The 15,316-nt window shown below is 70.2% G+C and carries 14 protein-coding genes and 1 riboswitch; of the genes, 7 read left to right on the top strand and 7 right to left on the bottom strand.

The window, feature by feature from the left end; translation table 11 throughout:
- Positions 1-233 precede the first annotated feature (233 nt).
- Positions 234-911, top strand: a complete 678-nt coding sequence (locus tag ACFU7D_RS23360; protein ID WP_378871788.1) for a LysM peptidoglycan-binding domain-containing protein — start codon at positions 234-236, stop codon at positions 909-911.
- Positions 912-917: 6 nt separating this feature from the next.
- On the opposite strand, the gene ACFU7D_RS23355 is transcribed toward ACFU7D_RS23360, so the two are convergent.
- Positions 918-1,754, bottom strand: a complete 837-nt coding sequence (locus ACFU7D_RS23355) for a helix-turn-helix domain-containing protein (RefSeq protein WP_378871785.1) — start codon at positions 1,752-1,754, stop codon at positions 918-920.
- 102 nt (positions 1,755-1,856) lie between these two features.
- Here ACFU7D_RS23355 and ACFU7D_RS23350 point away from each other — a divergent pair, with 102 nt between their 5' ends.
- Positions 1,857-2,450, top strand: a complete 594-nt coding sequence (locus ACFU7D_RS23350) for an NADPH-dependent FMN reductase (protein WP_378871782.1) — start codon at positions 1,857-1,859, stop codon at positions 2,448-2,450.
- A gap of 2 nt (positions 2,451-2,452) precedes the next feature.
- Here the strand turns inward: ACFU7D_RS23350 and ACFU7D_RS23345 are convergent, their stop codons facing one another.
- The 6 genes from ACFU7D_RS23345 to ACFU7D_RS23320 all read right to left on the bottom strand — a co-directional run bounded on the left by ACFU7D_RS23345 (position 2,453) and on the right by ACFU7D_RS23320 (position 10,067).
- Positions 2,453-3,829 (bottom strand): dicarboxylate/amino acid:cation symporter, encoded by a 1,377-nt coding sequence (locus ACFU7D_RS23345; protein ID WP_378727510.1) that lies wholly within the window; start codon positions 3,827-3,829, stop codon positions 2,453-2,455.
- A gap of 156 nt (positions 3,830-3,985) precedes the next feature.
- On the bottom strand, positions 3,986-5,488 hold the full coding sequence (locus tag ACFU7D_RS23340) for a hypothetical protein (protein WP_378871780.1): 1,503 nt from the start codon (positions 5,486-5,488) through the stop codon (positions 3,986-3,988).
- Between the two features lies 1 nt (position 5,489).
- Positions 5,490-5,993, bottom strand: a complete 504-nt coding sequence (locus ACFU7D_RS23335) for a SigE family RNA polymerase sigma factor (protein ID WP_378871777.1) — start codon at positions 5,991-5,993, stop codon at positions 5,490-5,492.
- A gap of 95 nt (positions 5,994-6,088) precedes the next feature.
- Positions 6,089-7,609: a hypothetical protein gene (locus tag ACFU7D_RS23330; RefSeq protein ID WP_378871775.1), complete on the bottom strand. Its 1,521-nt coding sequence runs from the start codon at positions 7,607-7,609 to the stop codon at positions 6,089-6,091.
- On the bottom strand, positions 7,606-8,115 hold the full coding sequence (locus ACFU7D_RS23325) for an RNA polymerase sigma factor (protein ID WP_378871772.1): 510 nt from the start codon (positions 8,113-8,115) through the stop codon (positions 7,606-7,608). Before ACFU7D_RS23325 ends, ACFU7D_RS23330 begins: the two co-directional genes overlap by 4 nt.
- Positions 8,116-8,234: 119 nt before the next feature.
- Positions 8,235-10,067, bottom strand: coding sequence for a hypothetical protein (locus ACFU7D_RS23320; protein ID WP_378871770.1), 1,833 nt, complete (start codon positions 10,065-10,067; stop codon positions 8,235-8,237).
- Positions 10,068-10,223: 156 nt separating this feature from the next.
- Here ACFU7D_RS23320 and ACFU7D_RS23315 point away from each other — a divergent pair, with 156 nt between their 5' ends.
- The 5 genes from ACFU7D_RS23315 (at position 10,224) to ACFU7D_RS23295 (ending at position 15,274) form a co-directional block, all read left to right on the top strand.
- Entirely contained in the window at positions 10,224-11,480 is a 1,257-nt protein-coding gene (locus ACFU7D_RS23315; protein ID WP_378871767.1) for a DUF6350 family protein, read from the top strand.
- Positions 11,481-11,552: 72 nt separating this feature from the next.
- Positions 11,553-12,164 (top strand): phosphoribosylglycinamide formyltransferase, encoded by a 612-nt coding sequence (gene purN, locus ACFU7D_RS23310; protein ID WP_378871764.1) that lies wholly within the window; start codon positions 11,553-11,555, stop codon positions 12,162-12,164.
- 10 nt (positions 12,165-12,174) lie between these two features.
- A riboswitch (ZMP/ZTP riboswitch) is annotated at positions 12,175-12,251 on the top strand.
- Between the two features lie 30 nt (positions 12,252-12,281).
- The gene (purH, locus tag ACFU7D_RS23305) at positions 12,282-13,859 is read left to right on the top strand and encodes a bifunctional phosphoribosylaminoimidazolecarboxamide formyltransferase/IMP cyclohydrolase (protein WP_378871761.1); all 1,578 of its coding nucleotides are present in this window, start codon (positions 12,282-12,284) and stop codon (positions 13,857-13,859) included.
- 196 nt (positions 13,860-14,055) lie between these two features.
- Entirely contained in the window at positions 14,056-14,907 is an 852-nt protein-coding gene (locus ACFU7D_RS23300) for a bifunctional methylenetetrahydrofolate dehydrogenase/methenyltetrahydrofolate cyclohydrolase (RefSeq protein WP_378727501.1), read from the top strand.
- Between the two features lie 4 nt (positions 14,908-14,911).
- On the top strand, positions 14,912-15,274 hold the full coding sequence (locus ACFU7D_RS23295) for a DUF3017 domain-containing protein (protein ID WP_378727500.1): 363 nt from the start codon (positions 14,912-14,914) through the stop codon (positions 15,272-15,274).
- Positions 15,275-15,316 lie beyond the last annotated feature (42 nt).

Below are 15,316 nucleotides of genomic sequence, written 5' to 3'. Positions count from 1 at the left end.
GCACCTGACCGCCCCGCGACCGCCAAGGTCGCGGGGCGGTCTTCGTCTGTGGGGGAATTGGTCCGAATGTGCGCGCCCGAGCGTCCGAACGGATTAATGTGACAACCATGACCAAGCGAATCACGCGTTTGCTCTCGGGTGCGGTCGTTATCGGACTTTCGGTGTCGATTGCGCCGCTGAGTCTCTGTTCGGTTTCGGCGGGAGCGGCGCCGGGCCAGAGTGTGAATCGGGTCGTGGACCAGGCGGAGAAGGCGCGGAAGACCCACGTCGTCCAGCCGGGGGAGACGCTCTCCGGGATCGCCGGGAAGTACGGCGTCAAGGTCACCGACCTCGCGACCTGGAACCAGATCGCCGACCCCGCCAAGATCCGGGCAGGCGCCGAGCTCGTGGTGAGCCCGCCCGCGAAGCCGGCCGAGAAGACCTATCTGGTGGTGGCCGGTGACACCTTCTCCGGTATCGCCAAGAAGTTCGGCGTCGAGGTGGGCGAGCTGATGGCCCTCAACGGCTACGAGGATCCCACCAAGCTGCTGGCGGGAAGCAAGATCAAGATCCCGGCGGCGAAGCCGAAGCTGAAGAAGTACCAGGTCGTCGCCGGTGACACGTTCGTCAGCATCGGCAAGAAGTTCGGTGTCACCGCGGAGGCGCTGATGAAGCACAACGGCTACGCGGACCCGACCAAGCTGCTCGCCGGCACGACGATCGAGATCCCGGCCAAGCCGGCCAAGCCGAAGCCCAAGCCGACACCGCAGCCCGGCACCGGTGAGACGGTCTACACGACCGTCGCCGGGGACACCTATGCCAGCGTCGCCAAGAAGTTCCGCATCACCGAGGAGGAGCTGCGGATCTACAACGGCCACCGGGCGCCCGACAAGCTGCCTGCTGGGTTCAAGCTCTACATTCCGTCGAGCTGACCGGCCTCAGACCGCGCGCAGGGCACCGGCGCGGCGCCGCCGCATCGCGTCGAGCGACTCGGCGGTCGCCGTATCGGCCGGCATCAGCACCAGGATCTGCTGGTTGTCGGCGGCCGGGAGCTCGAGCTCCTCGACGTCGAAGCGCAGCTCGCCGGCGTCCGGATGGCGCCAGCGCCACACCCCGCCGTGCGGCAGGTCGTGGCGGCCCAGCCGGTCGGTGAACTCCGGCCCCGCCTGGGGTGACAGCGCCTCGATCATCCGGCGCGAGGTGCCGGCGTTCGGCCCGCGGTAGAGGTTCGCGACCAGGTCGTCGGCGACGAGGTCCCAGTCGGGGAACGCCTCGCGGGCGCGCGGGTGGAGGAAGGCGTACGCGGTCAGGCTGGGCTCCGCGTGGCCGAGCAGCCCCAGGGGCCGGGCGAGCAGGTCGAAGGTCTCGGTGTGGGCGAGCAGGTCGCCGAGCCGGTTGGTGAGCACCGCGACCCCGGGCTCGAGCTGCTCGATGAGGGTGCGGGCGCCGGGGCGTACGTCACGACCCGAGGAGTACGGCCCGACGCACTGTCCGCTCGAGGCCATCGCCAGGGTGCGCAGGTGCTCGTGGGCGGTGGCGTCGAAGCGGAGCGCGTCGCCGATGGCCCGCAGGACCTGCGGCGAGGGGTGACGGTCGCGGCCCTGCTCGATCCGGACCAGGTACTCGACGCTGATCCCGGCTAGCGTGGCCAGCTCGGACCGGCGCAGACCGGGGGCGCGGCGGCGTACGCCCTCCGGGAGACCGACGCTCTCGGGCGTGGTCCGGTCCCGGCGATCTCTGATGAACGAGCCGAGGGCTCCCGGGTTGGCGGGCATGCCGACAAGCCTACGGCGCAACGGCTCGGTCAGGGTGGCCCTGCCGGGGCCAGCCTCGGCTCGGTCTCCCACCGCTCGCCGATCGGCACGAACCTGGATGACATGAATCCACTACGTATCGCAGTCATCACCGCCAGCGTCCGGGAAGGCCGCGGTGGCCCGATCTTCGGTTCCTGGGTGGCCGAGCAGGCCGAGGCGTACGGCGGTCTCCAGGTCGAGCTGATCGATCTGGCCGACCATGAGATCCCGTTGTCCCTGCCCGCCGAGTCGCCGAAGGCCGCCGGTGCCGACTATCCGAGGCCCGCCGGTCAGCGCGACCTGACCGAGGCGCTCGAGGCCGCCGACGGCTTCGTCGTCGTCACACCCGAGTACAACCACAGCTATCCGGCCTCGTTGAAGTCGGCCCTGGACTGGCACTTCACCCAGTGGCAGGCCAAGCCGGTCGCGCTGGTCTCCTACGGTGGCGACAGCGGCGGCCGCCACGCCGCCCTGCACCTGGAGAACGTGCTCACCGAACTGCACGCCCACCCGCTCCAGGCGCGCCTCGCCTTCCCGCGCTACTGGGAGCGCCTCGACGAGAACGGTCGGCCCGACGACCCGGACTCGGCCGTCTACGCCAAGGGCATGCTCGCCCAGCTCGCCTGGTGGGCCGAGGCGTTGCGCGCCGCGCGTACGGGCTCGGCCTACCCGGGGTGACGTCAGGCGGCGACCGTCTCCTTGGCGGGCTCGTCGTCGGCCAGCAGGCCCTCTGCCGAGGCGGAGCGGTAGCGGTCGACGTCGAGGATGCCCTCGCGCTTGGCCACGATGGTCGGCACGAGGGCCTGCCCGGCGACGTTGACCGCGGTGCGCCCCATGTCGAGGATCGGGTCGATCGCGAGCAGCAGGCCGACGCCGGCCAGCGGCAGGCCGAGGGTCGAGAGCGTGAGGGTCAGCATCACGACGGCACCGGTGAGGCCGGCGGTGGCGGCAGAACCGACGACCGAGACGAAGGCGATCAACAGGTAGTCGGTGATGCCCAGGTCGATCCCGAAGATCTGGGCGACGAAGATCGCCGAGATCGCCGGGTAGATCGACGCGCAGCCGTCCATCTTCGTGGTCGAGCCCAGCGGGACGGCGAACGAGGCGTACTCCTGGGGGACGCCGAGGTTCTTGACCGTCACCTGCTCGGTCACCGGCATGGTGCCCACCGAGGAGCGCGAGACGAAGGCGAGCTGGATCGCCGGCCAGGCACCGCGGAAGTACGCCAGCGGGTTGAGGCCGTTGACCCGCAGCAGCACCGGGTAGACGACGAACAGGACCAGTGCCAGGCCGACGTAGACGGCCACCGCGAACCAGGCCAGCGAGCTCAGCGAGTCCCAGCCGTAGGACGCGACCGCGTTGCCGATCAGGCCGAGGGTGCCGATCGGCGCCAGCCGGATGATCCACCACAGCACCTTCTGCACGATCGCGAGGAAGGAGCGGTTGAAGGCGAGGAACGGCTCGGCCTTCTCGCCGGTCTTGAGTGCCGCGATGCCGATCGCGAGGGCGACCACGAGCACCTGGAGGACGTTGAAGCTCAGCGCGGTCTCCGCGAGCGGGCTCCCGCCGACCTGCTCGACGCTGGTCGATGCCTCGAGGCCGAGGAAGTTGCCGGGGATCAGGCCCTGGAGGAAGTCGAGCCACGAGGCGGAGGCGCCGGCCTCGGCCGCATCGGCGGTGCTGACCGCGGTGTTGCTGCCGGGCCGGAAGAGGAGGCCCAGGCCGATGCCGATGGCGACCGAGATGGCCGCGGTGATGGCGAACCACAGCAGCGTCTGGCCCGCGAGCCGGGCCGCGTTGCTGACCGTACGCAGGTTGGCGATCGAGGCGATGATGGCGGTGAAGATCAGCGGTACGACGACGGCCTTGAGCAACGAGACGAACGAGCCGCCGATCGTGGCGAGGGTCGTCGTCAGCCAGTTGGCCTCGTCGCCGGCGCCGGGGCCGATCGCTCGCGCGACCGCACCGAGCGCGACGCCGAGGACGAGGCCCAGGATGATCTGGACCGAGAAGGACGGAAGCGGCAGGCGCCGTCTGGCGGTGGGGGCGGTGGACACGAGAGGGCTTCTCCAAGGTTGATGCGGGTCGGGGCTCTGTTGGGCCCGAACGTCCTGACCGGTACGTGTCTTCCTTGGGTGAGCGCGTTGTGACGAGAGTCTCCAGGCGCTAAGTCATGAAAGACAATCAACCCTATCGTGTTTGGCGGGTGTCCGTCAGCGCAGGTCGCTGATCCCGGCGGTGACCGCCGCCTTCTCGATGGCGAGGATCCGGCCGGGCCAGGAGTCGGGCTGGTCGGGCTGGTAGCACGGGTCGCTCGTGTCGCCGGTGCTCGGCGGACAGGGGCCGGCGAGCTCGGCGTAGCCGACCAGGACGAGCCGGGTCTCGTACTCCGCGACCAGCTCGGACTCGAACCACAGGCTGTCGCCACCGTCCAGACCCGGGTAGGTCGCCTGGGAGCGTGCCGCGCGCTTCGGCCCGGCGTCGAGGTCGTCGCTGACATCGGTGGGCAGCGAGGTGACGGTCGGGTCGACGCCGAGCTTGTTGGCCGGGCAGACCTCCATCCACTCCATGATCTCGTTGTACGCAGCGCCGGCGGCGTTCTCGTCGGTGAAGTCCAGCACCGCGACGTGCACCTGGCCGACCATGGCGCTGTCGGTGTCCCAGCGGTAGTCGGAGGCGACCTTCGCCGAGGCACCGAGCGAGGAGAGCCATTCCTTCTGGCAGGCCAGCGTCGGCACGTCGGGGGTGGGCGTGTACTGGTTCCAGCCCAGCTGGCTCTCGAAGCGGTCGAGCGCGGGGAAGGTGCTGCCGTCGACGAGGTTGACCGCGCTGAGACCGTCCGCCGCGGGCGATCCCGTCTCCGTCGGGGTGGCGGACGGATCGCCCGGGGGCGTGACGCCGACCATCCGGTAGGCAGCGTTGACGGCAGAGGTCTGCAGGGTGGTGGGCGAGACGTAGTCCTGGACACCGCGTTTCCGGGTCATCACCAGCACCCGGTCCTCGGCGGAGACGACGGCCGTCGCGGTCTCCCAGACCGCGTTCATGTCCGGGTCCTCGGGCTGGTACGTCACCACGTTGATGTCCCCAGCCGAGATGACTCCGCTCTCGACCGGGAGCGAACCGGCGACGTCCGCGCCGTCCACGCCGGGGCACGAGGTCGCGGCGTCGGAGAGGTCGGTGCGTACCTTCTCGGCCTCGTCGGCCGAGCCGAACTCGGCGACGACGGCGTTGAGCGTGCCTGCCGCGTCTGCCATCTCCTCGCCGGGCTCCGCGACGAAGTCGCGGCGGTACGTCGCCCGCGCACCCGCATCGCCCAGCGACTCGGTGAGGCAGTCGTTGTAGGTGTCGGTGCCCTCGCCGTCGTAGGTCTGCTCCTGGACCCACGCCGGATAGGGGTCGTCGGCGACGAGGTCCTCCTCGGTCGGCAGGTTGGCGCGGGTGAGATCGGACGCAGACGCGGAGCCGGACGGGCTGGAGGCGACCGCGCTGTCGCTCGTGGCCGGTGCGGGGTCGATCCCCTTGTCGCCGAGTCCGGTGGAGAGGAAGATGACCGGCCCGGCGACGACCGCGGCCACGGCCGCGACGCCGGCGGTGACGGCGGCACGACGGCGGCGCCTGATCTGGTCACCTCGGCTCCGGGCCGCGGCTGCGGAGCTCATCGGCGCTCCGGGGGCATCGGCGCGGAACCGGTCCAGCCGTGAGATCGGGTCACTCATCTCAGGCCTCCTTCCAGATGGCGCCGGGTGTCTCGTCGGCGAGCAGCTCCGCCAGGGTGGCTCGTCCTCGAGCCAAGCGGGCTTTGATGGTGCCGGTGGGTACACCGACCTCGGCGGCCACCTGGTGGACCGGCAGGTCGGCGATGTGGTGCAGGACGATGGCCTGGCGCTGCGCCTCGGGAAGCTGCTTCAGCGCGGCGACGAGCGCCACGTGGGACTCGTCCACCGCCGGCATCTCCGTGCGGGCGCCGACGGCCCTGTCGGCTGCCCTCCCGGCGTACTTCTTGCGGCGCCAGCGGCTCACGGCGAGTCGGTAGGCGGTGGTGCGGATCCAGGCTTCGGGGTAGTCGACCGAGGACATCTTGCGGCGGTGCGCCCACGCGCGGGCGAAGGCCTCCTGCACGCACTCCGCGGCCTCGTCGAAGTCCCCGATCATGGCGTACAGCTGAGCACACAAGCGGCGGTAGGACGCGTTGTACAGCGCGTCGAACTCGTCCTCGTCCATCGTCTTGCCTCCCCGGCTGGCTTTACCTGACCCTTGCAGGAGCGTCAGTGTCGCGGATTGATACGTGCGAGCGTCCACATGGGTTGCATATCCGGTCATCTGGACGAGAGCCGATCGGCCGCGGCGGGGAGCATCTGCTGCACCGGGGTACCGCCGTCCGCAGCGGGCCAGTCGTAGTCCTGCCCGCTGATCAGCTGGCTGAGGACGGCGATCCGGTTGCCGCTGAGGACGACGCCCATCTCCAGGAACCACCCGTCCTCCTCGCGGCCCGCGGGGTCGTACTGCGTCCCGGGAGCGGCCGTGATCGGGCCGTAGATGGAGTACCCCGCGACGCCCTCGGCCGGCGCTGACATCGGCACGTCGCCGAACGGGTTGGGCTTGAAGCTGTCCGAGCCCTCGGGGCTGCAGCCGTCGAACCAGGTGAGCACGTCCTCGTACGCCGCCTGGGCCTCCTCGTTGGACGGGAACTCGGCGATCGTCTCGTTGAGATAGGCGTCGGCGTCGGAGTCACCGCCCTCGGAGGTCTCCAGGCCGAAGTTCCGCTGCATGGTGGCGATCGCTCCGCGGGCCTTCATGGAGCCCTGCCAGCAGGCGTTGCCCGCGGGGGTGGCCTCGCCGGTGGTCGTCGAGCCGGAGCTCTCGACCCAGTCCAGCGCTCCTCCGTTGGGGTAGATCGCTTCCTCGCCGGTGAGCAGGTGTCGTGCCGACAGGGTCGGCTCCGGAGCCTTGCTGGTCGCCGGTGAGGAGGCCGGCGGGTTCGAGGACGCCTCGACCGGACTCTTCGCGCCGACCATCCGGTGGGCGGCGTTGACGGCCGAGGTCTGCAGGTCGGTCGGGGAGACGTAGCTCTGCACGCCGCGCTTCCGGGTCATCACCAGGACCCGGTCGTCGGCGGAGACGACGGCAGTCGCGATCTCCCAGACCGCGTGCATGTCCGGGTCGTCGGGCTGGTACGTCACCACGTCGATCTCCCCGGCGGAGACGACGCCGCCCTCGACGGGGAGCGAGCCCGCGGTCTCGGGGGCATCCACGCCGCGGCACGCGGCCGCTGCCTCGGCGAGGTCGCCGCGCGCCTTCTCGGCCGCCTCGGGCGAGTCGAACTCGGCGACGACGGCCTTCAGTGTCCCGGCCGAGTCCGACAGCTCGTCCCCGGGCCGGGGGACGAAGTCACGGCGCACGGTCGCCAGCGCACCCGCGTCGCTCAGAGACGCGGTGAGGCACTCGTTGTGGTCGCCCTGTCCCTCACCGTCATAGGTCCGCTCCTCGACCCAGGCCGGAAACGGCTCCTCCGCGACCAGGTCTGCCGCGATCGGGAGGGCTGCGCGGGTGAGGTCCGACGCCGGCGCGGAGGCCGAGGCTGAGGCGCTGGGGGCGACCGTGCTCGGAGTCTCGCTGGGCGCAGGAGCAGGGTCGATGGCCTTGTCGCCGAATCCGGCGGAGAGGAAGATGATCGGTCCGGCGACGACCGCGGCCAGGGCCACGGCTCCGGCGGTGACGAGGGTGCGCTGGCGGCGGCGGATCTGGTCACCCCGGCGGCGTACCTCGGCTGCGGACTTCATCGGTGCTCCAGGGGTGTTCGCGCGGAACCGGTCCAGGCGGGAGATCGGGTCATTCATCGCACGCCTCCTTCCATTGCGGTGCCGGGCGCTTCGTCTGCCAGCAGCGCTGCCAGCGCGGTGCGCCCGCGGGAGAGGCGGGCCTTGATGGTTCCGGTCGGTACGCCGACCTCCGCGGCCACCTGGTGGACGGGCAGGTCGGCGATGTGATGTAGGACGATCGCTTGACGCTGGGCCTCGGGAAGCTGCTTGAGGGCGTCGACGAGAGCGACATGGGTCTCGTCGACGGCGGGCATCTCGGTGCGGACGCCGACGGCTCTGTCGGTGACGCGGCCGGCGTACTTCTTTCTGCGCCAGCGGCCCACCGCGAGGCGGTAGGCGGTGGTGCGGACCCAGGCTTCGGGGTAGTCGACCGAGGACATCTTGCGGCGGTGCGCCCAGGCGCGGGCGAACGCCTCCTGGACGCACTCGGCGGCCTCGTCGGAGTCGCCGATCATGGCGTACACCTGCGCGCACACGCGGCGGTAGGACGCGTTGTAGAACACGTCGAACTCGTCCTCGTCCATCGCTTGCCTCCCCGGACCGGCCGGACCCTGATCTGGCCCTGCGCCAGCCTCAGAGGTTCAGATGCATGGGAGGCAGGTCCGGTTGCATCCGGAGGGACAAGTCTTGTGAAGAAGGGGGCTCAGAGATAGTCGAGCCGGTAGGCGGCGCGCTTGGCGAGAGCGACGAAGTCGGAGTTGCTCATGTCGGCGTCGCCGTCGGGGTTGAAGCTCATCTGAGCCACGTTGGCGCCGCGCCGGATCGCGGCCATCCGGTAGTAGATCGAGGAGTTCTCGAGCTCCACCCGGATGTCCCACACCGTGATCGCGCCGTCCTTGATGGACTCGGTCGCGAGCTGGGTGACGTGGCTACCGAGCTGCTTGTCGCTGCACTTGTCCAGCCGGCCCTTGATCGCGACGTTGAAGGCCTGCGCCTCCTTGGCGGAGCCGAACTTCCCGACCGTCTCGGTGAGCCCGAAGGTCTGCGCGAGCTTCTTCTTCGTCTCGGGGATCACGAAGGAACGCGTCTGGGCGCCGGTCATGCCCTTGGCGTTGAACTCGGTCCCGTCGCAGCGGGTCTGGGCCGGGTTTGTCTTGGCCGCCTTCGCCTCGGTGCCCTCCCAGGGGTCACCGATGGTGCTGACCGGCGGCAGGTCGGTCTCGTTGATCAGCCCCGGTGCCTTGCCGGTGGCGAGCGGGACCACCGTCGCCTGCGGACGCTTGGTCTCCACGCACGCGCCCGCGCCGGGCATCGAGCAGAGGTTGTGGACGGCGGTGCCGAGCATCGTCGAGGTCCTGGCCGCGGTCGTGCTGGACTTGCCCTCGGTCTTCACGGTGACCGCGGCGGTGTGCCTGCCGGTGCGCGCGACGCCGTAGGTGACCGCCCGGTTGTTCTCCCAGTCGCGGTAGGTGAACAGGGTCGCCTGGTCTCCGATGCCCTCGACCGTCTCGGTGACCATCAGCTGGTAGCGGGGCTCGGCGCACGCTGCGTACCACCCCTGCATCTTCTTGTACGCCGCAGCCGCGGCCGTCGCGTCGACCGATGACTCGATCGTGGTGCCGGCGGTGGTCGCCTTCGCCTTGGCGGTGAAGGTGCGCGCCAGGCTCGCCACCGGCCGCTTGTCGGCCGAGGTGTCGGCCTGGCAGGGAATGGTGAGGCCGGTGCCCTCGAGGTTGTCGGAGGAGATGTCCACGGCCCAGGTGCCGCCGTAGATCTTCGCGACCTCCTCCTCGGTCATCAGGTCCTTGGCGGTCAGCTTCTTGCCGGGGATCTGGCTGGGCTCGACCTCGAACTCCTCGGCCGCCGACTGCATCGAGAGCGTGTTGAGCCGTGGCGCGGTCTCGGCGCCCTGGGTGACGAAGAAGCCGGTGCCGACCAGGGCGGCGATGGCCGCGGCAGCGCCGATGGTGGTGTGCACGCGGCGGCGCACGGCGCCGGCGGTGGTGATCGTCGAGGTCTTCGGCCAGGGCTGCTCGGTGAGCACGTCGACGAGCGGGTCGAAGATCGACTGCAGCTGCTCCGGAGCGATCCCGAGCTCGGCACAGATGGCGGCGTTGGCGGCCTGCAGGTCGGTCTCGGTGCGGCTGATCGGGGTGCCGACCTCACGGGCCAGCTGAGCCAGGTCGACGCTGGTGAGGTGGCCGAGCAGGAAGACCTTGCGGTCGTGGAGCGGCAGGCCGCGCAGCGCGGAGAGGGTGTGGCGCGCCTCCGGCGCGATCGTCTGGTCGCGGTGGAGCAGGGGCACCGAGTGGTTGCGGATCGCCTTGGACCAGGCGATCGGGCGCACCCAGTCCTCGCGCTCGAAGTCGTCCATCGGCTTCACCTTGCGCCAGTGGTGCCAGGTGATGACCAGCGCGCCGCGCACGGCAGCCTTGGCGGCCTCCAGATCCCCGGTCAGCGACCAGGTTTGGAGAAGGAGGCGCCCACGGACGTCCTGATAGAACGCCTCGAAGGTCTCGTGGTCTGCCGTGGTCATGCCCATGTCAGCGGTCAACTGTAGGTGATTCGGTCGAATGAACGGCAATACCCGCAGATGCACAGGCGGGTATCAACCGCTGTGACCAAGCCGGGGACCGCTCCTGGCGGCGCGTCGCCGAGATCGGGACGACGCGGGTTGCGAGGATGAGACGCGATGTCCTCGCTGCTGCCTCCTCGCACCCCTGACCGTGGGCTCTCCGCGGACGATCTCCATGATCTCCGCCATCGCCGCCCGCTGGTCGCGGTCGCCCTGCTCGGCGGCATCGGCACGGCCGCAGCCACGCTGGTCGTGTGCCTGGCGATCGGCATCCTCGGCTGGTTCATCAGCGACATGGGCGCCCACGGCGAACCCTCGGACGCCCTGCGTGTCGCCGCGCTCGGGTGGCTGCTCGGTCACGGTTCGGGCGTCGTCGTCTCCGGGGTCGCGGTCACCGTCGTCCCGCTCGGGCTGACCCTCGTCCTCGCCTGGGTTCTGTGGCAGGTCGGCGTCCGGGTAGGTGACGCGGTCTCGCTGCACGGCCCCGACGCCAACGCCCTCGCCGACGGCGAGCGCGACCTGACCGTCCCGGTCGTCGCCGGGCTGTTCACGTTCGGCTACACGGTGACCGCGATCGTGACGGCGCTCGTCGCCGGCACCCCAGCCACCGCGCCGAGCATCGCCGGCGTCTTCGCCTGGTCGGTCGGGCTCTGCGTGGTCGTGGCGCTGCCCGCGATCGCGGTCGGCTCCGGCCGCGCGGCGCTGTGGATCACGCTGCTGCCACGCGCTGCCGTGGACGTACTCGTGATGGTCAGGTCGATCCTGCTCTGGTGGTTCGCGGTCAGCACGCTGGTGTTCTTCGCGGCCCTCTTCACCGACTTCACCACGTCGGTCAACGTCGTCTCCCAGCTCCACCTCGACGTCGGCGGGATCATCCTCTACTCGCTGCTCGCCGTCTTCGTGCTCCCCAACGCCGTGCTCTTCTCCAGTGCGTACGCCCTGGGGCCGGGCTTCACGGTCGGTGTCGGCACCACCGTCACCCCGACGGCGGTGACCCTCGGCCCGCTGCCGATGTTCCCGATGCTCGCCGCCCTGCCCGACAACGGCGCCCCGCCCGCCTGGGTCGCCGCGGTGATGGCGCTCGGCCCGCTCACCGCCTTCTGGGCCGTCTGCCGCGTCAGTCGGGTCCGGCCCACCCTGCGCTGGTCCGAGGGCGCCCTCCGCGGTGTCAGCGCCGGCGTCCTCGCAGGCCTGCTCCTCGCCATTCTTTCCGGTGTCGCCGGCGGATCCGTCGGCCCCGGCCGGATGGCCGACGTCGGGCCGTACGCCGGCCAGGTGCTCGTCAACGCCATCGCCTTCTTCGGCCTCGCCGGTCTCCTCGCCGGACTCACGATGACCTGGTGGCACCGGCGTACGCTCCCCGCCGACGAGTGATTCGTGCGGGTGGGGGCCCGGTGGTGCTCACTGGGCGCGGGCACGAGCCTTGTGCTGCTCTACAGTGACGGCGTGGCTCTTCGTCTTGTCGTCCTCGTGTCCGGATCGGGCACCAATCTCCAGGCCCTGCTGGATGCCTGCGCGTCCCCGGAGTACGGGGCCGAGGTCGTTGCGGTCGGGGCTGACCGCGACGGGATCCAGGGGCTGACCCGGGCGAGCGATGCGGGGATCCCGACGTTCGTGCACCGCGTCAAGGACTTCGGGTCGCGCGAGGAGTGGGATGCGGCGCTGGCGGAGTCGGTGGCTGCGTACGAGCCTGATCTTGTCGTCTCTGCCGGGTTCATGAAGCTGGTGGGGGAGGCGTTCCTGGACCGGTTCGGGGGGAAGACGCTCAACACGCATCCGGCGCTGCTGCCGTCCTTCCCGGGGATGCACGGGGCGCGGGATGCGCTCGAGTATGGCGTGAAGGTCACCGGGGCGACGCTGTTCGTCGTCGACGCTGGGGTCGACACCGGGATGATCATGGCGCAGGTGACGGTGCCGGTGGAGGACGACGACACCGAGGAGACGCTGCACGAGCGGATCAAGGTCGTGGAGCGTTCGATGCTGGTCGAGAACGTCGGGCGGATCGCCCGTGAGGGCTACACGGTCGACGGCAGGCGAGTTCGATTCGGACCTGCCTGAGCGGTTAGAGTGACGAGCACACGACTGGCGCAGGTGGGGGACCACCGGGGAGTGTGAGAGACGGCATCGACCGCCTGGGTGCCCTCATCGAAATCGTTGACCGATGAGGAGATTGCTGTGCTCGATCAGATCACCATCAAGCGGGCCTTGGTGTCCGTCTACGACAAGACCGGTCTCGAAGACCTGGTCCGCGGGCTCCACGACGCTGGTGTCGAGCTCGTCTCGACCGGCGGCTCGGCCGCACTGATCGAGAAGCTCGGCCTGCCGGTGACCAAGGTCGAGGACCTGACCGGCTTCCCCGAGTGCCTCGACGGCCGGGTGAAGACGCTGCACCCGCGCGTGCACGCCGGCATCCTTGCCGACCGCCGCCTCGAGTCCCACGTCGAGCAGCTCAAGGAGCTCGAGGTCGAGCCGTTCGACCTGGTCGTGGTGAACCTCTACCCGTTCGCCGAGACCGTCGCCTCCGGCGCCGGCATCGACGACTGCATCGAGAAGATCGACATCGGTGGCCCGTCCATGGTTCGCGCCGCCGCGAAGAACCACCCGTCCGTCGCGATCGTTACCGACGGTGCCGACTACGCGAAGGCTCTTGAGGCTGCGCAGGGCGAGGGCTTCACCTACGAGGAGCGCAAGGCGCTGGCGGCCAAGGCGTTCGTCCACACCGCGACGTACGACGTCCAGGTCGCCTCGTGGATGGGCTCCGTGCTCACCGACAGCACCGACGGCACCGGCTTCCCGGCGTGGGTCGGTGGGACGTACGAGAAGGCGACCGTGCTGCGCTACGGCGAGAACCCGCACCAGAAGGCCGCGCTCTACCTCAACGGGTTCGGCCCCGCCGGGCTCGCCCGTGCCGAGCAGCTGCACGGCAAGGAGATGTCCTACAACAACTACACCGACACCGATGCCGCCCGGCGCGCTGCCAACGACTTCGCCGAGCCGGCGGTGGCGATCATCAAGCACGCCAACCCGTGCGGTCTGGCCGTCGGTGCCGACATCGCCGAGGCCCACCGGCGCGCCCACGCCTGCGACCCGGTCTCCGCCTTCGGCGGCGTGATCGCCTCCAACCGGCCGGTGACGGTCGAGATGGCCCAGCAGGTCGCCGAGGTGTTCACCGAGGTCATCGTGGCTCCGGGCTACGAGGACGGCGCCGTCGAGATCCTGCAGGGCAAGAAGAACATCCGCATCCTGATCGCACCCGCCGACGAGCGTGCCCCGGTCGAGACCCGCCCGATCTCCGGTGGCCTGCTGATGCAGCAGGTCGACCACGTCGACGCCGAGGGCGACGACCCGGCTTCGTGGACGCTGGCCACGGGCGAGGCCGCCGACGAGGCCACACTGGCCGACCTGGCCTTCGCCTGGAAGGCCTGCCGCTCGGCCAAGTCCAACGCGATCCTGCTGGCCTCCGACGGTGCCTCGGTCGGCATCGGCATGGGCCAGGTCAACCGCGTCGACTCCTGCCGCCTGGCTGTCGAGCGTGCCAACACCCTCGCCGAGGGCTCCGAGCGCGCCCGCGGCGCCGTCGCCGCCTCCGACGCCTTCTTCCCCTTCGAGGACGGCCCGCAGATCCTGCTCGACGCCGGCGTCAAGGCGATCGTCCAGCCCGGTGGCTCCATCCGCGACGAGCTCACCATCAAGGCCTGCGAGGCGGCCGGGGTGACGATGTACTTCACCGGCACCCGCCACTTCGCGCACTAGCGCGCGCAGCGCGCTAAGCGCCGACTCGGCGCAAATGTCCCGGAGGAGCGAAGCGGGGGAGGGACCTTTGCGCCGCGTCGGCGAAAGCCCGACGCAACTGAAACCGCGCGGCCAACCGGCGTGGAAGCGGGCAGCGAAGCGACATGCGCCCGCAGCGTACGAAATTCTTTGAAGACCGAGTGACAGGATTGACATCGTGACAGCACAGAAGCTGGACGGCACCGCGACGCTGAAGGCGATCAAGGCCGAGCTCGCAGAGCGGGTCGAGAAGCTGAAGGCCCAGGGAATCACCCCGGGCATCGGCACCGTCCTGGTCGGCGACGACCCCGGCTCGCACTGGTACGTCAACGCCAAGCACAAGGACGCCGCCGAGATCGGTGTCGCCTCGACCCGTGTCGACCTGCCCGCCACGGCCACCCAGGCGGAGGTCGAGAAGGTCATCGACGAGCTCAACGCGGATCCGGCAGTCACCGGCTTCCTCATCCAGCAGCCGACCGGCCTGGACGAGTTCGCGCTGCTCTCCCGGGTCGCTCCGGACAAGGACGTCGACGGTCTCCACCCCTACAACCTCGGCAAGCTGGTCCTCGGTGAGGACGGCCCGCTGCCGTGCACCCCGGTGGGCTGCATCGAGCTGCTGCGGCGGCACGGGGTCGAGATCAAGGGCGCCGAGGTCGTCGTGGTCGGCCGTGGGCTGACCGTCGGTCGCCCGCTGGGCCTGCTGCTCACCCGCCGTAGCGAGAACGCCACGGTCACCCTGTGCCACACCGGCACCCGCGACCTGGCTGCCCACACCCGCAACGCCGACATCGTGGTGGCTGCCGCCGGCGTGCCCGGGATCATCACCAAGGACATGGTCAAGCCGGGCGCGGCCCTGTTGGACGTCGGTGTCTCCCGCGTCGACGGTAAGATCGCAGGAGACCTCGCCGAGGACGTGTGGGACGTGGCTGGCTGGGTGTCGCCGAACCCGGGTGGGGTGGGTCCGATGACACGCGCCATGCTGCTCTCCAATATCGTCCTCAGCGCTGAGAAGGCTCTCGAAAGGCTCTGACATCGTGTCCGTCCACCCGCCGCTCACCCCCACGCCGCAGGCTCCCGCACCGGCGGCGGTTGCTCCTGAGCACGAGAAGACGGACCTCCAAGACGTACGCGGCTTCCCCTCGACCATCGGCGGGTTCGTCTACCTCGGGGTGCTGACGGCGGCGATCGTCGGTCTCGGGCTGGTCGGCTTCGGCCACTGGCGGGTGGGGATCATCGTCCTCGCCGCCGGGGTGGGGTCCGCGTCGCTGGGGCGGGCGGTGCTGCGTACGAAGGATGCCGGGATGCTGGCCGTGCGCAACCGCTGGTTCGACGTGGCCCTGCTGGCGCTGACCGCGGGTGCGCTGTGGATCCTCGCGGTGACCGTTCCCGGAGAATGAAGACGTACAAAGAGAACGAAGGCCGCCCCGAGGGGCGGCCTT

The sequence above is a fragment of the Nocardioides sp. NPDC057577 genome (genome assembly GCF_042801335.1).
Lineage (GTDB): Bacteria > Actinomycetota > Actinomycetes > Propionibacteriales > Nocardioidaceae > Nocardioides.
This window is presented reverse-complemented; position numbering and strand designations above follow the sequence as displayed.